This window comes from Pseudomonas sp. UMAB-40 (genome assembly GCF_900095275.1).
GTDB lineage: Bacteria > Pseudomonadota > Gammaproteobacteria > Pseudomonadales > Pseudomonadaceae > Aquipseudomonas > Aquipseudomonas mandelii_B.
In genome coordinates this window covers 22,798-40,628 of the sequence record NZ_LT607570.1, presented here as the reverse complement: position 1 = coordinate 40,628, position 17,831 = coordinate 22,798, and the positions used below count along the sequence as shown (strand labels likewise).

Here is a 17,831-nt window from a genome sequence, read left to right as displayed (position 1 = left end):
CCAGACATGGGCGCTGGTGTCCTACCCGATAACGCTCGTCGGTTGTCAGTCGACGGCGGGGGTGGGCAGGACTTGTTCGCTGAGCTTGTCGGCCAGGCGCACGAACGCGGCAAGGTCAAGCTGCTCCGGACGAAGGCTGCCGTCGACACCGGCAGCGGTAATTTCGTCGTTGCTCAGCAGCAGTTTGAGGGTATTGCGCAGGGTCTTGCGGCGCTGGTTGAAAGCTTCGCGCACAACACGCTCCAGCAGCTTGTGATCCTTGGCCGGATGCGGCAGCACCGCGTGAGGCACCAGGCGCACGATGGCCGAATCGACTTTCGGTGGCGGATTGAACGCACCGGGGCCAACGTTGAACAGATGCTCAACCCGGCAATGATACTGAACCATGATCGACAGGCGACCCCAGTCTCCGCCGCCAGGACCTGCCGCCATACGCTGGACAACTTCCTTTTGCAGCATGAAGTGCATGTCGCGAATCAGGCTGGCGTTATGCAGCAAGTGAAAAATCAGCGGCGTAGAGATGTTGTACGGCAGGTTGCCGACGACCCGAAGGCTGCCCGGCGCTGCGTTCAGGCTGTTGAAGTCAAACTTCAGCGCGTCGCCCTGATGCAGGTTGAAGTTGCTCTTGCCAGCGAACTGCTGATTGAGGATCGGGATCAGGTCTTTGTCCAGCTCCACCACGTCCAGTTGTGCGCCGCTGCCCAGCAGGCCCTGGGTCAATGCACCCTGGCCCGGGCCGATTTCCAGCAGGCGGTCCTCGGGCTTGGCGTGAATGGAGCGCAGGATGCGGTCGATAACGCCGGCATCGTGCAGGAAGTTCTGGCCAAAACGCTTGCGCGCCCGGTGTTGGTAATGCTCGGTCATAAACGGGTCTCGGCCATCTGGTAGGCGGTTTCCAGGGCGACTTGCAGGCTGCCGGTGTCGATTTTGCCGCTGCCGGCCAGATCCAGGGCGGTGCCGTGGTCGACCGATGTGCGGATGATCGGCAAGCCCAGGGTCACGTTGACTGCCGCGCCGAAGCCTTTGTATTTCAGCACGGGCAGGCCCTGGTCGTGGTACATCGCCAGCACCGCGTCGCAGTGCTCCAGATATTTGGGGGTAAACAGAGTGTCGGCGGGCAGGGGGCCGCGAAGGTCCATGCCCTCGCCGCGCAGGCGCTCTAATGTAGGTTCGATGATGTCGATTTCTTCATGGCCCAGGTGTCCGCCTTCACCGGCGTGCGGGTTTAGCCCGCAGACCAGGATGCGTGGCTGGGCGATGCCGAACTTTTGTTGCAAGTCCGTGTGCAGAATGCGTGTGACCCGTTCCAGCCGCTCCGGCGTGATTGCATCGGCAATCTCCCGCAGGGGCAGGTGAGTGGTCACCAGCGCCACGCGCAAGCCACGGGTGGCAAGCATCATCACCACTTGCGCAGTGTGGGTCAGGTCCGCGAGAAATTCGGTGTGCCCCGAGAAGGCAATCCCGGATTCGTTGATCACGCCCTTATGCACAGGGGCGGTGATCATGCCGGCGAAATGCCCGTCGAGGCAGCCTTGACCCGCACGGGTCAGGGTTTCCAGGACGAACGCCGCATTGGCCTTGTCCAGTTTTCCGGCGGTGACCGGTGCGTTGAGCGGGGTATCCCAGACATACAGGCTGTTGGCGGGTGCCGGAACATCCGGCCAGCTGTCTGGCATTACCGGGAGCAGATCGACAACCACGCCCAGCTGCGCGGCTCGCTCAAGGAGCAGGTCGCGGCTGGTAATGGCAATCAGGGGGTGTGGCTGGGCTTGCGAGGCAAGCAGCAGGCACAGGTCGGGACCTATGCCGGCCGGTTCGCCGGGTGTCAGCGCGAAACGCTTGGGTTTCACTGCGCTGCCTGGTCTGCACCAGGAAGTTTGATCTCTACGTAAGCTTCGTCACGGATCTGACGCAGCCAGGTTTGCAGCTCTTCGTCGTATTTGCGGTTACGCAGTACGGTCATCGCTTGCTGCTCACGGGCCTGGGTAGTGCTGTCGGTGGCGCGGCGGCCAAGGACTTCCAGGACGTGCCAGCCGTATTGAGTCTGGAACGGCTTGGACAGCTGACCTTGTGGGGTCTTGGCCATCACTTCGCGGAACTCAGGCACCAATGCATTCGGGTCGATCCAGTTCAGGTCGCCGCCGTTGAGGGCGGAACCCGGGTCTTCCGAGAAGCTTTTCGCCAGTTCGCCGAAATCTTCACCCGCTTCGATTCGGGTATAGAGCGATTCGGCCAGGGCCTTGGTTTTTGCTTCGTCGCGAATCGGGCTAGGTTTGACCAGGATATGACGCACGTGCACTTCGTCACGCGTCTGGGTTTCACCGCCACGCTTGTCGAGGATCTTCAGGATGATGAAGCCGCCCGGCGTGCGCATAGGCTGGGTAATGTCGCCCACCGTCATGGTACTCAGCATGCGATCGAACGGAGGTGGCAATTGACCGGCTTTACGCCAGCCCATATCGCCGCCTTCCAGTGCGGTTTCGCTGGCGGATTTGGCGATTGCCAACTGACCGAAGTCAGCGCCTTGCTTGAGTTGCTGGTAAACCGCGTCCGCTTGCTTGGCAGCACTCTGAATCGCATCGGAGTTGGCGCTTTCCGGTGTAGGAATCAGGATGTTGGCCAGACGGAATTCTTCGGACAATTGCATCTTGCCGAGGTCGGAAGCGAGGAAATTCTTCACTTCCTGTTCAGACACCTGGATACGTTCGGCCACACGACGCTGACGCACACGGCTGATGATCATTTCGCGGCGGATCTGTTCCCGGGCGTCCTCGTAAGAGAGGCCATCGCGACTCAGGGCAGCACGGAACTGATCAATCGACATGTTATTGCGCTGGGCAATGGTGCCGACAGCCTGGTTCAGTTCTTCGTCGGTAATACGGATGCCGGAACGCTCGCCGATCTGCAGTTGCAGGTTTTCGACGATCAGACGTTCAAGCACCTGCTGATCCAGCACGTTGGCCGGTGGTACAGCAGAGCCGCGTTTGGCGATGGTTTGCTGAACTTCGTGGACCCGTTGGTCCAGTTGGCTCTGCATGACCACGTCGTTATCGACAATGGCCACCACTTTATCGATGGACTGTACCGCGGCGTTCGCCGCAGTACCCAGGAACAGCGCGCCCAACACTAGCGGGCGCAGACAATCAGAAAGCTTGGTCTTCACGTTCACGATAACCTTGGATGCCTTTGTCGAGGAAGCTCTCTACTTTGGCGCCGGTGAGGCCGCCGAGACCTTTCAGAACGATTTGTAGGAAGACGCCGTGGTCGCCTCTTTCGTTTTGTGGAGCTTCTTGACTGAACTCGTCATATGAAACCCAGTAACGGTTGATCAGGCGCAGTTTCCAGCAGCAGTTGTCGTACTCGAAACCACCGAAGGCTTCCAGGGTACGGTTGCGGTTGTAGTCATACTGCCAGCGGCTGATGGCGTTCCATTGCGGCACGATCGGCCAGATCACCGAGAAATCGTGCTGTTCGATTTTGTAGTAGTCCTTCACGAAGCCTGGAGTCCCCGGGGTGCCATAGTCACCGCCGCCGACGGACCATTTACCGGTGGTCTGGTCGTAACGGACCTGGTCATTGCGATAGCGATAGCCGGCGTTGATGACCTTGTTCGGGTTGTCTTCGGGCTGGTAGTGGAACATCGCGCTACCCGAGCGAGGGCTGCGGCTGTCCGGGTCCCAGTTGTAGTCGGCCGTGGTGCGCCAATCGCGGTTCCAGCGGTACTCGTATTCCAGCGCATAGGGTGAAACGTTGGAATGAGCGTCTTCGCGGGTTTTTGCATCGATACCCGGCAACTGGACTTCGCGGTCCTTGAAGTACAAGGCTTGGCCTACACTTATCCGTTGACGTTCGAAACCGTCGTCTTCGATCCAGCGGTTGGTCACGCCCAGCGACAGCTTGTTCTCATCGCCGACACGGTCAGAGCCCGAGAACCGGTTGTCACGGAACAGCGACGCATAGTTGAAGGTGTATTCGCCGGTGTCGAAAACTGGAATGTCTTCCTGATCTTTCTCTGGGACATAGAGGTAGAACAGGCGTGGTTCAAGGGTCTGGCGATAGTTCTTGCCGAACCATTGGGTGTTGCGATCGAAATACAGACCACTGTCAATACTTGCGATTGGAACGCCACGGCTCTGGTTGCTGCCGAATTGACCGTTGATGTTTTCGGTCCCGGTTGCAGCTGCGGCTTGATTTTGAGCCACGATCTGGTTTTTGCCGATACTGTCCAGATCAAGTTGGTACTGGGTGTACTGGTACTTGAGCGATGGCTTCAGGAAACCATAAGTCCAGTCCAGTGGCAGGCTGACGGTTGGCGCCATATTGAGACGATCGCCATTGGCGCGAGCCAGACCTTGAACGTTAGTGTCCAGACGGTCTTCCACATTGCCGTCTTCATCGGTGAAGGTGCCGTTTTTCAGGTCACGATCAAAGCGCACCAATTCGGTTTGGTAAGAGAAATCCAGGCCGCCCGGATGTACCGGCAGCGCACCGTCAAAGGTGATCTGCGGCAAACGATCATACGGCGTGATATTTGAAACGGTCGCCAGCTGGTAAGCCTGGGCGTTCAAGCGTGCGGTGTAGCTGTCGCCACGATAGGTGACAGAACCCTGCTGGTTAACGAAATCAGCGCTTTTCACACCAATCTGGTCAGTCTGCAGATCCTGGAAATAATACGGATCACTGATCTTGGTGTAATCGACCTGTGTGAGAACACGCGAATCCAGACCACCCTTGTGCTGCCAGTTATACATGTAGCGGTTTTTCTGGTAGTCGGTCTGCTTGCTGCGATCGGTGTCTTCGTCGTTGAGGTACGCCGCGCCGAACTGACCTTCGCTGGACGGGGTCAGGTAGCGGAACTCGCCTTCCATCAACAGGCCGTGCTTGCTCATGTAACGCGGATACAACGTGGCATCGTAATTCGGCGCCAGGTTGAAGTAGTACGGTGTCACCAGCATGAAGCCGGTATCGCTGCCCGTGCCGATAGTCGGCGGCAGGAAACCTGACTGGCGACGGTCGTCGATCGGGAAATAGATGTACGGCGTGTACAGGACAGGAATGTCCTTGACCCGCAGTGTCACGTTGGTCGCAGTACCGAAGCCGGTCGCCGGGTTCAAGGTGATGTTGTTGCCCTTGAGCTGCCAGGCGTTGCTGTTCGGTTCGCACGTGGTGTACGTACCATCCTTGAGGCGGATGATCGCGTTTTCGGCACGTTTGGCGTACAGCGCGTTACCGCGGATGCGCGACTTGTGCATCACGTATTCGGCGTTATCGACCTTGGCTTCACCGGTGTCGAGCTGCACGTCGGCGTGGTCGCCCACGATCAGCGCGCCGTTGTCGCGAATGCGCACGTTGCCGCTCAGCTCACCACGGCTCTCGGCCTGGTACAGGTTCGCTTCGTCGGCTTCGACCTGCATGCTGCCCTGACGCATGACGACGTCACCGGCCAGGGTCGCGACTTGTTCATCCTGCTTATAGCGAGAGGCCTTGGCGCCGATAAAGGTCGGGGCGTCACTTTTATTCGTCTTGTCATTCATGCCAGGACGAATCGGTTCGATATAGGAACCAGAGCAGTAAGGACCGGTCTCTGCCAGTTGCGCTGCCGTGAGGTTCTCGCGCGGAACCCAGTCGAGGTGACTGTAGTCTGCACTACGCGACTTCAGGCCGCGGCCTTTGGACTCGGTAACCAGCACAGGCTTGGCGCCAGTGTCTTCACTGGTGCCACTTTCGGACGCAGGTTCGCCGGTGGCGGAAACTGCGCTGCCGTCATGGACGGGACGCGGAGGCAATGCCGCCGCTGGCGCTTTTGGCGCACAGTCCCAGGCACCCGAAGCAGAGACTGAGCAGTCATACTGTTCCGCGGCGACCACGAAAGAAGTGGCTAGGGGTTGCAGGGCCAGCAGACTGCCGGTAACCAACAACGGAAATTTTTTACGAAACGCGGGGGATTTCAATGCCATCTTATTAGTCCGGGCTTCCTGCGTGCCATCTGCCCGCGGTGTGGGCCGCACGCCTCTCGATGGTCTGAAAAAGATGCTGGATAATAAAGCATGACCCGCTTGACGGCTAGCGCCGTCGGAGACCCTTGCAATGCCTGACCAAGATGTACGTTTGCAACACCTGAAAGTTTGGCTCGACGAGCAGTTGGCAATCCTCTTTGCAGAACAGGGCTGGGGCGCCGTACCCCCGGCCACATTGACTGCGGCCAGTAGTGACGCGAGTTTTCGGCGTTATTTCCGCTGGGAAGGCGAAGGCCGAAGTTTCGTCGTGATGGACGCGCCACCGCCCCAGGAAAACTGCAAACCCTTCGTGGATATCGCTTTTTTGCTGGCGAAATCCGGAATAAATGTGCCGAAAATTTATGCCGAAGACCTCGAACGCGGTTTTCTTTTGCTCAATGACCTGGGCAACAAGACTTATCTGGACGTGATCGACAGCGAAAATGCCGACGATTTGTTCGAGGATGCCCTGCAAGCATTGTTGGCTTTCCAGCAATTGCCAATGGTCGCGCCGTTGCCGAGTTATGACGTGGCCTTGCTGCGCCGCGAGCTGGAACTGTTCCCCGAGTGGTACGTGAAACGCGAGCTGGGCATCGAGTTCGACTCCGCACAGCAAATGCTCTGGCAGAACGTGACTGAGCTGCTGATCGACAGCGCCCAGGCCCAGCCTAAAGTGCTGGTGCATCGCGACTACATGCCACGTAACCTGATGCTTAGCGAGCCGAACCCCGGCGTGCTGGATTTCCAGGACGCGGTCTATGGCCCGGTGACCTATGACGTGACCTGCCTGTTCAAGGACGCCTTCCTCAGTTGGCCCGAGGAGCGTGTGCACGCCTGGCTGGAAAATTACTGGCAGCAAGCGGGTGCGCTCGGCATTCCCGTGCAGCCTGATTTCGAAGATTTCCTGCGGGCCAGCGACCTGATGGGCGTGCAGCGTCACCTGAAAGTGATTGGTATTTTCGCCCGTATCTGCCATCGCGACGGCAAGCCGCGCTACCTGGCCGATGTGCCGCGTTTCTTTGCTTATATAGACGCGGTGATCGCCCGCCGTCCTGAGCTGGCTGAGTTGGATGTGTTGCTGCTGAGCCTGCGTGCTGGAGCTCCTGCATGAAGGCGATGATTCTGGCCGCGGGCAAAGGCGAGCGCATGCGCCCGCTGACCCTGACCACACCCAAACCGCTGGTTCGTGCCGGCGGCGTGCCTCTGATCGAATACCACTTGAAAGCCCTGGCAATCGCCGGGTTTACCGAGATCGTGATCAACCACGCCTGGCTCGGTCAGCAGATCGAAAACTACTTGGGGGACGGCTCGCAATACGGCCTGCGTATTCAATACTCACCGGAAGGGGAGCCACTGGAGACCGGCGGCGGTATCTTCCGCGCGTTGCCTCTGCTGGGCGATGACGCATTCCTGGTGGTCAATGGTGACATCTGGACTGACTACGACTTCAGCGTGCTGCATCAACCCATCGCCGGGTTGGCGCACCTGGTGCTGGCGGATAATCCGGCCCATCACCCGACCGGCGATTTCACTCTGGTCGACGGGCAAGTGCGCGACGGTCAGCCCGACGCCGACACCCTGACCTACAGCGGCATTGCCGTGCTGCATCCGCAACTGTTCGACGGTTGCTCGGCCGGCGCCTTCAAGCTGGCACCGTTGCTGCGCAAGGCCATGGCCGATGGACAGGTCACCGGCGAGCGCCTGAGCGGACACTGGGTGGATGTCGGCACGCACGAACGCCTGGCTGAAGTTGAAACCCTGATAGAAGCGAGACGCTGAGATGCTGTGGCCAGGGACTCTGATTGGAGCCGGAGCGGGCTTTGCCATAGCCAGCATTCCGGGGGCCATGCTCGGTGCTTTGCTGGGACAGGCGCTGGATCGACGTTTGCACCTGCAAAGCTGGGGGCATTTGCGTGAAAAGCTCGGCGGTCGTCCGATGCTGCGCAACGATGAACTGTTGTTCGTGTTGCTGGGGCGGTTGGCCAAGAGCGATGGACGCGTGGTGGATGGCCACATCCAGCAGGCTCGTCAGGAAATGCGTGCGCTGGAAATGACCGAACCGGCGCAGCGTCGTGCCATTGCCGCGTTCAATCGCGGCAAGTCGGGCCGTGACCGGTTGCGAGGGTATCTGCGGCGCTTGAGTGCTCAGCCCCACGCCGCAGAAGGCGTATTGCGCGCCTGTTGGCGTATGGTTTGGGCCGATGGGCGTGCCGGTAACAATGAACGCGAATTGCTGGCCCAGTGGGGCAAGTGGCTGGGCTGGACGCCGCAACAAGTACTGGCGCTGGCGGCCGACTACGATCAGCACAAGCGACCGCAGGTCAGCAGCACCCTGACTTATCAGGAGGCCTTACAGCTGTTGGGGGTGTCGGCGACCAGCGAGCCGGCGCAAATCAAGCGTGCCTATCGACGCCTGCTCAGTCGCCATCACCCGGACAAGATTGCCGGCAGCGGTGCGACGGCGTTGCAGGTGCGTGAGGCGACTGACAAGACCCGCGAACTGCACACGGCCTACACGTTGATTCGTGAGCGGCGGGATTTTCGCTAGCAGGCAAGAAATGAGTCGTCAGTGATTCCGTCTTCGCGGGCAAGCCCGCTCCCACAGGTTTATGTCGATAGCAATATTGCGTACGACTCGAATCCTGTGGGAGCGTGGCTTGCCGCGAATGGGGCGACGCGGTCTATCAGTCCGCCGCCTTCTGCGGATTCAACCACCCGCGCACCCGGCGCACCAGCTGCTCTTGCTCAGCCTTGGCATCACCAGGCAACGCTTTGAGCGACACCTGGCTGAACGCCGAAGACTTCAATCGCTTGCTGGCCTGCATCCGAGCCAGCGCTGCGCTGCGGTCCAGCGGCTTATCCATATAGAAGATGTCTGCCGTCGGCAGCTTCAGTGTCGGCGTCAGTTCGACCAGCTCGGGTTTCGCCGCGGCTGGCGACTGTGCCGCGACCATCACAAACTTTTCCACTTGCGACGGCTGCTTCTCGCTCAAATAACGTGCGGCCCAGTAAGCGCCGGTGCCATGACCCAGCACGACAATGCTGCGAGCGCTTTGCTGTTCGGCATAGGCAATGGCCGCATCAATGCGCGCAAAAATGCGTTCGGCGTCGGCCTTGGCCTGCTCCTCGGTGGTTTCGGCGATGGCCTTGTCGGCAACTTCCGCTTCACCACCGGCCGCTTGCTCGATGGGGGCTGCCGTGGTCGAGTCCTTGCTGCCGGTTTCCGGCGCCTTGAGCGTTGGCGGCATTTCCACGACGCGTGGTGCAATGGCGTCGCTTTGCAGGTCGGGCAAGGTGATACTCAGGCTGCTCCACTGCGCGTCGGGCAATTTGTTACGCAACGGACCGATTGCTTGCGGCCAGTCAACGGTTTCACCGGCGCCCGGGATGATAATCACCGCACCTTTGGGCTCGGCGGTGTTGGCCGGTTTCCACAGCGCAAGAAAGGTGTCGGCGCCGGCTTGCAGTTGTTGCTGTTCCTGCGCAGGGATTTTTCGCTCAAGTGCCGTCGCTTCTTCCTGACTACGCTCAAGCAGTGGCTGGCGTTCGACCGGTTTTTCTTCTGCGGATTTTTCCGCAGCGGCAGGTGCCGGGTCGGCGGCCTCGACGGAAAAGGCGCAAGGCAGGATCAGCGACAGGCACAATGCTGGCAGTGCCAGGCGGTAGACAGGGGGCATCGGATATTCCAGGCCAGAAGTTATTCCGGCAGCCTAATGGGTTGGTCAGTATTTGTCAGTGTGTGAGACTTCAATGATGCGTTTTCGCTGCCTGTGGGTTATCGGCTGTTTGTGGTTTCCCTTGATGAGTTGGGCGGCTTCCGCGCCACCGACGCACGTCGCGCCCTTGTCGCCCCAGCAACAACAGTGGCTGGCAGCGCACGGCGAATTGCGTGTCGGGCTGGTGTTGCAGGCGCCTTACGCGCAATACGATCGCCGCTTGCAGCGCCTGTCGGGGGTCAACGTCGAGTTGATGAAATGGCTGGCCAAAGCGCTCAAGGTCGAGCTGAGCTGGCGTAATTTCCCCGACCTTGCGCAACTGGAAGCCGCCGCGCGCGAGGGTGAAATCGACATCGCTCCCGGGCTGACCCAAACCCCCGCCGGCCTGCGGTTCTGGCAATTCTCCGACCCCTACATGCGGGTGCCGCAACTGGTGGTCAGTGACCAGAAAAGCACAGGTGCCGTGGAGCTGGAAAAACTCGACAGCCAAACCCGCGTCGCTGTGCGCATGCCCAGTGCGACGGCTGACTATCTGCGCGGCAACTATCCCCATCTGAACCTGCAAGGCGTACCGATCGAGCGCCAGGCATTGCAGTTATTGCTGAGTCAGCAGGCCGGTTATGCCGTGGTCGATGAAGCGCAATTGGGGCGGCTGTCCGTAGAACCTGAATTCGCCGGGCTGGTCGTGGTAGGTGACATCGGTTTGCCGCAATTGCTGCGAGTGGCCACACGACGGGACCAGCCGGAACTGGCCGGCATTGTCGAAAGTGCACTGCGGGCGATCCCGGCCAAGGACCTGGAGCAACTGCACAACCAATGGCTGCAACCCAAGTACCCGCGTCTGACCGAATCCCGGGGATTCTGGCAAAACCTCTGCCTGCTGATGGCGGTATTGATGCTGAGCAGCATGGCCATCGTGTTCTGGCAGCGCCGCCAACAACACAGCCTGGAGCAGCGACTATTGGCGGCGCGCGAGGACATTGCCCTGCGCGAGGCCAGTGAAGAAGCGTTGCGCCTGACCCAGTTTTCCATCGATCAGAGCACCGTCGGCATTCTCTGGGTCAACTGGGACAGCCACGTGCGCTACGCCAACCGCGCGGCTGAAACCATGCTCGGGTATCCGGCCGGTGCAATCATTGATCGGCCGTTGATCGACTTCGAGCCGGGTCTGCACATGGACCGCTGGCTGAACCTGTGGAAGCGCGCCCGGGCCAGTGAAGAAGGGCCGCAAAGTTTCGAGACCAACTGTGTTCGAGCGGATGGCAGCATCCTGCCGACCGATGTTTCATTGAGCTTTCTGCGCTTTCGCGAGGGCGAATACCTGGTGGTCTACCTCAACGACGTCACCGAACGTCGGCGCGCCCTGGCGGCGTTGCAGGAAAGTGAAGCGCGGTTGCAGGGGATTGCCGCCAACGTTCCGGGACTGGTCTTTCGCCTGGAGCGAGCACCGGTGACAGGGCAGATCGACTTTGCCTACATCAGCGAAGGCAGCGAGAGCCTGTCGGGTTATTCGCCGGCAACTCTGGCCCATCGCGACAAAGGCCTGCGCAGCCTGGTGCACCCGGACGACAAGGCCAGCTATCACCAGACTCAGGACCATGCGCTGGACACCGACAGCGACTGGTCATGGCAGGGGCGGATTCTCACCCGTTCGGGTGAGCAGCGCTGGGCCGAGATCAAGGCCATCACCCGCCGGCTCGAAGACGGCGCCTATGTCTGGGACGGAATTGTCTGGGACATCAGCGAGAGCAAGCGCATCGAGCTGGAGCTGGCCAGTTCCCGCGAGCAACTGCGTGAGCTGTCCGCTCACCTGGAGAGCGTGCGGGAAGAGGAAAAAGCGCGCATTGCCCGGGAAGTTCACGATGAGTTGGGTCAGATGCTCACCGTGCTGAAGCTGGAAACCTCCATGTGCGAATTGGCCTACGCCCAGCTCGACCCCGGTCTGAACGAGCGCCTGAACAGCATGAAGCGCTTGATTGCGCAGCTGTTCCAACTGGTGCGCGATGTCGCGACGGCGCTGCGACCGCCGATTCTCGATGCCGGGATCGCCTCGGCGATCGAGTGGCAGGCCCGGCGTTTCGAGGCGCGCACGCAGATTCCGTGTCTGGTGCAGGTGCCGGAGAACCTGCCGGTGCTCAGCGATGCCAAGGCCATTGGGCTGTTCCGAATCCTTCAGGAAGCGCTGACCAATGTCATGCGCCATGCCCAGGCGCATACTGTCGAACTGACGTTGGCGCTGGAAGGCGACGAGTTGTGTCTGACGGTCAGCGATGATGGCGTAGGATTTATACCCGCTACCGGCAGGGCGACCTCCTTCGGGGTGGTCGGCATGCGTGAGCGGGTGTTGATCATGGGCGGCCAGTTGTCGCTTGAGAGTGAGCCGGGGGAGGGCACGACGTTGAGTGTGCGGGTACCGGTGGATGAAGCCTGAATTTTTGTGGTGTCTGTACTGACGCTATCGCGAGCAAGCTCGCTCCCACAGGGGACTGTGTCAGTGCAGAAATCTTTGGCATTCCCCCAATCACTGTGGGAGCGGGCTTGCCCGCGATAGATCTTGGCTCTTACATAAAAAGAATGGAGAAGACTGTGATCCGTGTACTGGTAGCCGAAGACCACACCATCGTCCGTGAAGGCATCAAGCAGTTGATTGGCCTGGCCAAGGACTTGCTGGTGGTGGGGGAGGCGAGCAATGGCGAGCAGTTGCTCGAAACCCTGCGGCACGTGCCCTGCGAAGTGGTGTTGCTGGACATCTCCATGCCCGGCGTCAATGGCCTGGAAGCGATTCCAAGAATTCGTGCGTTGAACAATCCGCCGGCCATCCTGGTGTTGTCGATGCACGACGAAGCGCAAATGGCTGCACGGGCGTTGAAGGTCGGCGCGGCGGGTTACGCGACCAAGGACAGCGATCCGGCACTGCTGCTGACGGCAATCCGCAAAGTCGCGGCAGGCGGTCGCTACATTGACCCGGACCTGGCGGACCGCATGGTCTTCGAAGTCGGCCTGACCGATTCGCGGCCGTTGCACTCGTTGCTCTCGGAGCGTGAATTCTCGGTGTTTGAACGGCTGGCCCAAGGCGCCAACGTCAACGACATCGCCCAGCAACTGGCACTGAGCAGCAAAACCATCAGCACCCACAAGGCGCGGTTGATGCAAAAGCTCAACATCACCTCACTGGCGGAACTAGTGAAATACGCGATGGAACACAAACTCCTCTAAAGAACACCGCTGTCCCTGTGGGAGTTCGTCGTCATATCCATTTGCGACATCCTGAAAACCCGCTTTTGCCCATTTTTGCGGCTCGTAGCTGCAAATCACCGTTGCACCTGTCCATCCCCGCCATCCTTGTAGGGCAATCCCTACCCCCAACCTTCCATCCCGCTGAGGCGATTCTCTCCTGCGCCCCGATTTGCGTGGTCAGCAGCGTCCACTAGGCTTAGCCCACAGCAGTCATCAACAAAAAAGGTGTGGGTATGAGCCAGGTCGATTCAAACGCAGGGGCCAGTGACATTCTGGTCAGCTTTCGTGGAGTGCAAAAAAGCTACGACGGCGAGAACCTGATCGTCAAAGACCTCAACCTGGAGATTCGCAAAGGTGAGTTCCTCACCTTGCTCGGGCCGTCCGGCTCCGGCAAGACCACCAGCCTGATGATGCTCGCCGGTTTCGAAACACCCACCGCCGGCGAAATCCAGCTGGCCGGACGCTCCATCAACAACGTGCCGCCGCACAAGCGCGACATCGGCATGGTGTTCCAGAATTACGCGTTGTTCCCGCACATGACGGTCGCCGAGAACCTGGCGTTCCCGCTGACCGTGCGCGGCTTGAACAAGAGCGATGTCAGTGACCGGGTCAAGCGTGTGCTGAGCATGGTTCAGCTCGACGCCTTCGCCCAGCGCTATCCGGCGCAACTGTCCGGCGGTCAGCAACAGCGTGTCGCCCTGGCCCGCGCATTGGTGTTCGAACCGCAACTGGTGCTGATGGACGAACCCCTCGGCGCACTGGACAAACAACTGCGCGAACACATGCAGATGGAAATCAAACATCTGCACCAGCGCCTCGGCGTGACCGTGGTCTACGTGACTCACGACCAGGGTGAAGCCCTGACCATGTCCGACCGCGTGGCGGTGTTCCATCAGGGCGAGATCCAGCAGATCGCCGCGCCGCGCACCCTCTATGAAGAACCGAAAAACACCTTCGTGGCCAATTTCATCGGCGAGAACAACCGCCTCAACGGCCGCTTGCACAGTCAGACCGGCGACCGTTGCATCGTCGAACTCGGTCGCGGTGAAAAGGTTGAAGCGCTGGCGGTCAATGTCGGCAAGACCGGCGAACCCGTCACGCTGTCGATTCGACCGGAGCGCGTGAGCCTCAATGGCTCCAGCGAGTCCTGCGTCAACCGCTTCTCAGGGCGGGTGGCGGAATTCATCTACCTGGGCGACCACGTCCGGGTTCGCCTGGAAGTCTGCGGCAAGACCGACTTTTTCGTGAAACAACCGATTGCCGAGCTTGATCCTGCGCTCGCCGTCGGCGATGTGGTACCGCTTGGCTGGCAGGTCGAACACGTTCGCGCGCTCGACCCACTTCTAGAGGCGCATTGATCGCCCCTGCTTCAACAACACCAACCCTGCACGTGGAGAGAACAATAAATGTTGAGATCCCTGAAATTCACCGCTTTGGTCATGGGCATGATCGGTGCGGCACACGCGATGGCGGCGGGCCCGGACTTGACCGTGGTGTCCTTTGGCGGGGCGAACAAGGCGGCGCAGGTCAAAGCCTTCTACGCACCGTGGGAAGCGGCAGGCAACGGCAAGATCGTGGCTGGCGAATACAACGGTGAGATGGCCAAGGTCAAAGCCATGGTCGACACCAAGAGCGTGTCCTGGGACCTGGTGGAAGTTGAGTCGCCAGAGCTGTCTCGCGGTTGCGACGAGGACATGTTCGAGCAGCTTGATCCTGCGCTGTTCGGCAAATCCGAGAATTACGTCAAGGGCGCGATCCAGCCTTGCGGCGTAGGTTTCTTCGTGTGGTCGACCGTGTTGGCCTACAACGCCGACAAGCTGGCCTCGGCACCGACCAGTTGGGTGGATTTCTGGGACACCAAGAAATTCCCGGGCAAGCGCGGCCTGCGTAAAGGCGCCAAGTACACCCTGGAATTCGCACTGATGGCCGACGGCGTTGCGCCGAAAGACGTCTACAAAGTGCTGGCCGGCAAAGACGGTCAGGACCGCGCATTCAAGAAACTTGATGAGCTCAAGCCAAGCATTCAGTGGTGGGAAGCCGGCGCACAACCGCCGCAATACCTCGCGTCCGGTGACGTGGTCATGAGCTCGGCCTACAACGGCCGGATCGCTGCGGTACAGAAAGAAAGCAATCTGAAAGTCGTGTGGAACGGCGGTATCTACGACTTCGACGCATGGGCCATTCCAAAAGGTCTGGATAAAGCACGCGCTGAAGCGGCGAAGAAATTCATCGCGTTCTCGGTGGCGCCGCAGCAGCAGAAGACCTACTCGGAAAACATCGCTTACGGCCCGGCCAACATTCAAGCCGTACCGTTGCTGTCCAAGGATGTCCTGAAAGACATGCCGACCACCCCGGAAAACATCGCCAACCAGGTGCAGATCGACGTCAGCTTCTGGGCTGACAACGGCGAGCAACTGGAACAGCGCTTCAACTCCTGGGCTGCGAAGTAACCACAACCTTTGTGGGAGCGGGATTGCCCGCGATGAGGGTGGGTCAGACAACAGAGATGTTGAGTCTGATGACGCCATCGCAGGCAGCCAGCTCCCACAGGTTGTTTGTACGCCTCTGTAACGATCAAAGATTTCCGGAGTACGCCATGGCCACCGCCATTCCCCTGAACGCGGGCACTGACCCCACCTTGAAGCAGCGGCTCAAGCACGCCGAGCGGATCAACCGCTGGAAGGCCCAGGCCTTGATCGCGCCCCTGGTGCTGTTTCTGTTGCTGGTGTTCCTGGTGCCGATCGTGGCGCTGCTCTACAAAAGCGTTGGTAACCCTGAAGTGGTCGGCGGCATGCCGCGCACTGTGGCGGCCATCGCCAGTTGGGACGGCCGCGGCCTGCCCGCCGAGCCGGTGTACAAAGCGGCCAGCGAAGACCTCGCTGAAGCCCGCAAGAATCAGACCCTGGGCGACCTGTCCAAGCGCTTGAACATGGAGTTGGCCGGCTACCGCAGCCTGCTGACCAAAACCGCCCGCGCCTTGCCGTTCACCACTGAACCGGCCTCTTATAAAGAAGCGCTGGAAGGCCTCGACGAACGCTGGGGCGATCCGGCCTATTGGCAGGCAGTGCGCCGCAACACCAGCAACATCACGCCGTACTACTTGCTGGCGGCGGTCGATCATCGCATCGACGACCTCGGCGAAATCGCCCCGGCCACGCCTGACCAGGCGATTTACCTCGACATCTTCGCCCGCACGTTCTGGATGGGCCTGATCATCACCGTGATCTGCTTGTTGCTGGCGTATCCCTTGGCTTACTTGCTGGCGAACCTGCCGTCACGCCAAAGCAACCTGCTGATGATTCTGGTATTGCTGCCGTTCTGGACCTCGATCCTGGTGCGGGTGGCCGCGTGGATCGTGTTGCTGCAATCGGGTGGACTGATCAACAGCGGCCTGATGGCGATGGGCATCATCGATAAACCGCTGGAGCTGGTGTTCAACCGCACAGGCGTCTACATCTCGATGGTGCACATCCTGCTGCCGTTCATGATTCTGCCGATCTACAGCGTGATGAAAGGCATCTCGCCGACCTACATGCGCGCCGCGATTTCCCTCGGCTGCCACCCGTTCGCCAGTTTCTGGCGGGTGTACTTCCCGCAGACCTATGCCGGTGTCGGCGCCGGTTGCCTGTTGGTGTTCATCCTCGCCATTGGCTACTACATCACCCCGGCGTTGCTGGGCAGCCCGAACGATCAGATGGTCAGTTACTTCGTCGCCTTCTACACCAACACCAGCATCAACTGGGGCATGGCGACCGCACTCGGTGGGCTGCTGCTGTTGGCGACCGTGGTGCTTTATCTGATTTACAGCTGGCTGGTGGGCGCCAGTCGCCTGCGTCTGAGCTAAGGGGAGAATGAAATGCTGAGTCCTTATATGTCGCCTATCGAGCGGGTGTGGTTCTACAGCTTGCGGATTCTCTGCGGCTTGATTCTGCTGTTCCTGATTCTGCCGGTGCTGGTGATCATTCCGCTGTCGTTCAACTCGGGCAGTTTCCTGGTCTATCCGCTGCAAGGCTTCTCGCTGCACTGGTACCAGGACTTCTTCGCCTCGGCGGAATGGATGCGGGCATTGAAGAACAGCATCATCGTCGCTCCGGCGGCGACGGTGCTGGCGATGATCTTCGGGACGCTGGCGGCAATCGGCCTGACTCGGGGGGATTTCCCGGGCAAGGCACTGGTGATGGCGCTGGTGATTTCGCCGATGGTGGTGCCGGTGGTGATCATCGGTGTGGCCAGCTATCTGTTCTTTGCGCCGCTGGGCCTGGGCAACAGCTTCTTCTCGCTGATCGTGGTGCACGCGGTGTTGGGCGTGCCGTTTGTGATCATTACCGTGTCGGCGACCTTGCAGGGGTTCAACCATAACCTGGTGCGCGCCGCTGCCAGTCTGGGGGCTTCGCCGCTGACGGCGTTCCGCCGCGTGACGTTGCCGCTGATTGCGCCGGGCGTGATCTCGGGTGCGCTGTTTGCCTTCGCGACGTCGTTCGATGAAGTGGTGGTGACGCTGTTCCTCGCCGGTCCGGAACAAGCGACCTTGCCGCGGCAGATGTTCAGCGGTATCCGCGAAAACCTCAGCCCGACGATTGCTGCTGCAGCAACCCTGTTGATCGCCTTCTCGGTGATCCTGTTGCTGACCCTGGAGTGGCTGCGTGGCCGCAGCGAAAAACTGCGCACCGCCCAGGTCTGAAACTACACACTAGCCCCTGTGGGAGCGAGCTTGCTCGCGATAGCGGACTATCAGTCGACAACAATGTTGAATGTCAGTCCGTCATCGCGAGCAAGCTCGCTCCCACAGGGATTCAGGGTGTTTTCGGGATGTTGGGTCATTCACAGGCTGAATAGCAGACAAACCCCAATCCCCAGCTACTATTGTGCCCAGCTCCCCTAT

14 protein-coding genes are annotated in these 17,831 nt (G+C 60.1%); 9 read left to right on the top strand and 5 right to left on the bottom strand.

Going from position 1 to position 17,831, the window contains the following annotated elements; genetic code table 11:
- Nucleotides 1-45: 45 nt before the first annotated feature.
- From rsmA to K0F88_RS24650, 4 genes are read right to left on the bottom strand one after another with little or no spacing between them, the layout of a single operon-like run.
- Nucleotides 46-864 carry a 16S rRNA (adenine(1518)-N(6)/adenine(1519)-N(6))-dimethyltransferase RsmA gene (rsmA, locus tag K0F88_RS24665; RefSeq protein WP_219096911.1) on the bottom strand — a complete coding sequence of 273 codons (819 nt, stop codon included), beginning with the start codon at nt 862-864 and terminating at the stop codon, nt 46-48.
- The gene (pdxA, locus tag K0F88_RS24660; RefSeq protein WP_219096910.1) at nt 861-1,850 is read right to left on the bottom strand and encodes a 4-hydroxythreonine-4-phosphate dehydrogenase PdxA; all 990 of its coding nucleotides are present in this window, start codon (nt 1,848-1,850) and stop codon (nt 861-863) included. Before pdxA ends, rsmA begins: the two co-directional genes overlap by 4 nt.
- A complete protein-coding gene (gene surA / locus K0F88_RS24655) occupies nt 1,847-3,169 on the bottom strand; it encodes a peptidylprolyl isomerase SurA (protein ID WP_219096909.1) in 1,323 nt (440 codons plus the stop codon). The genes pdxA and surA overlap by 4 nt, the downstream gene beginning before the upstream one ends.
- Nucleotides 3,144-5,957, bottom strand: a complete 2,814-nt coding sequence (locus K0F88_RS24650; RefSeq protein WP_219096908.1) for an LPS-assembly protein LptD — start codon at nt 5,955-5,957, stop codon at nt 3,144-3,146. Before K0F88_RS24650 ends, surA begins: the two co-directional genes overlap by 26 nt.
- Before the next feature lie 130 nt (nt 5,958-6,087).
- Here K0F88_RS24650 and K0F88_RS24645 point away from each other — a divergent pair, with 130 nt between their 5' ends.
- The 3 genes from K0F88_RS24645 to K0F88_RS24635 are packed head-to-tail and all read left to right on the top strand — an operon-like array spanning nt 6,088 to nt 8,544.
- The gene (locus K0F88_RS24645; RefSeq protein WP_219096906.1) at nt 6,088-7,107 is read left to right on the top strand and encodes an aminoglycoside phosphotransferase family protein; all 1,020 of its coding nucleotides are present in this window, start codon (nt 6,088-6,090) and stop codon (nt 7,105-7,107) included.
- Complete coding sequence (gene murU, locus K0F88_RS24640; protein ID WP_094470352.1) at nt 7,104-7,775, top strand: N-acetylmuramate alpha-1-phosphate uridylyltransferase MurU; 672 nt, start codon at nt 7,104-7,106, stop codon at nt 7,773-7,775. The genes K0F88_RS24645 and murU overlap by 4 nt, the downstream gene beginning before the upstream one ends.
- A 1-nt stretch (nt 7,776) precedes the next feature.
- On the top strand, nt 7,777-8,544 hold the full coding sequence (locus K0F88_RS24635; RefSeq protein WP_094470353.1) for a TerB family tellurite resistance protein: 768 nt from the start codon (nt 7,777-7,779) through the stop codon (nt 8,542-8,544).
- 136 nt (nt 8,545-8,680) lie between these two features.
- On the opposite strand, the gene K0F88_RS24630 is transcribed toward K0F88_RS24635, so the two are convergent.
- Complete coding sequence (locus K0F88_RS24630) at nt 8,681-9,673, bottom strand: alpha/beta hydrolase family protein (protein WP_094470354.1); 993 nt, start codon at nt 9,671-9,673, stop codon at nt 8,681-8,683.
- Between the two features lie 73 nt (nt 9,674-9,746).
- Between K0F88_RS24630 and K0F88_RS24625 the strand changes: the two genes are divergently transcribed.
- The 6 genes from K0F88_RS24625 to K0F88_RS24600 all read left to right on the top strand — a co-directional run bounded on the left by K0F88_RS24625 (nt 9,747) and on the right by K0F88_RS24600 (nt 17,630).
- Complete coding sequence (locus tag K0F88_RS24625; protein ID WP_219096904.1) at nt 9,747-12,143, top strand: PAS domain S-box protein; 2,397 nt, start codon at nt 9,747-9,749, stop codon at nt 12,141-12,143.
- A gap of 143 nt (nt 12,144-12,286) precedes the next feature.
- A complete protein-coding gene (locus K0F88_RS24620) occupies nt 12,287-12,928 on the top strand; it encodes a response regulator transcription factor (protein ID WP_154501908.1) in 642 nt (213 codons plus the stop codon).
- 254 nt (nt 12,929-13,182) lie between these two features.
- A complete protein-coding gene (locus K0F88_RS24615) occupies nt 13,183-14,307 on the top strand; it encodes an ABC transporter ATP-binding protein (protein ID WP_219096902.1) in 1,125 nt (374 codons plus the stop codon).
- Between the two features lie 48 nt (nt 14,308-14,355).
- Complete coding sequence (locus K0F88_RS24610; RefSeq protein WP_219096901.1) at nt 14,356-15,399, top strand: ABC transporter substrate-binding protein; 1,044 nt, start codon at nt 14,356-14,358, stop codon at nt 15,397-15,399.
- Nucleotides 15,400-15,545: 146 nt separating this feature from the next.
- A complete protein-coding gene (locus K0F88_RS24605; protein ID WP_219096899.1) occupies nt 15,546-16,793 on the top strand; it encodes an ABC transporter permease in 1,248 nt (415 codons plus the stop codon).
- Between the two features lie 12 nt (nt 16,794-16,805).
- Nucleotides 16,806-17,630 carry an ABC transporter permease gene (locus K0F88_RS24600; protein WP_064119279.1) on the top strand — a complete coding sequence of 275 codons (825 nt, stop codon included), beginning with the start codon at nt 16,806-16,808 and terminating at the stop codon, nt 17,628-17,630.
- Nucleotides 17,631-17,831: the final 201 nt, after the last annotated feature.

Excerpts from the sequence above, each read along its gene's own strand:
- K0F88_RS24635 (WP_094470353.1), top strand. The coding sequence starts at position 7,777 with ATGCTGTGGCCAGGGACTCTGATTGGAGCCGGAGCGGGCTTTGCCATA.
- K0F88_RS24600 (WP_064119279.1), top strand. The coding sequence starts at position 16,806 with ATGCTGAGTCCTTATATGTCGCCTATCGAGCGGGTGTGGTTCTACAGC.
- K0F88_RS24605 (WP_219096899.1), top strand. The coding sequence starts at position 15,546 with ATGGCCACCGCCATTCCCCTGAACGCGGGCACTGACCCCACCTTGAAG.
- K0F88_RS24615 (WP_219096902.1), top strand. The coding sequence starts at position 13,183 with ATGAGCCAGGTCGATTCAAACGCAGGGGCCAGTGACATTCTGGTCAGC.
- K0F88_RS24650 (WP_219096908.1), bottom strand. The coding sequence starts at position 5,957 with ATGGCATTGAAATCCCCCGCGTTTCGTAAAAAATTTCCGTTGTTGGTT.
- K0F88_RS24610 (WP_219096901.1), top strand. The coding sequence starts at position 14,356 with ATGTTGAGATCCCTGAAATTCACCGCTTTGGTCATGGGCATGATCGGT.
- K0F88_RS24630 (WP_094470354.1), bottom strand. The coding sequence starts at position 9,673 with ATGCCCCCTGTCTACCGCCTGGCACTGCCAGCATTGTGCCTGTCGCTG.
- K0F88_RS24645 (WP_219096906.1), top strand. The coding sequence starts at position 6,088 with ATGCCTGACCAAGATGTACGTTTGCAACACCTGAAAGTTTGGCTCGAC.
- murU (WP_094470352.1), top strand. The coding sequence starts at position 7,104 with ATGAAGGCGATGATTCTGGCCGCGGGCAAAGGCGAGCGCATGCGCCCG.
- K0F88_RS24625 (WP_219096904.1), top strand. The coding sequence starts at position 9,747 with ATGATGCGTTTTCGCTGCCTGTGGGTTATCGGCTGTTTGTGGTTTCCC.
- K0F88_RS24620 (WP_154501908.1), top strand. The coding sequence starts at position 12,287 with ATGGAGAAGACTGTGATCCGTGTACTGGTAGCCGAAGACCACACCATC.
- rsmA (WP_219096911.1), bottom strand. The coding sequence starts at position 864 with ATGACCGAGCATTACCAACACCGGGCGCGCAAGCGTTTTGGCCAGAAC.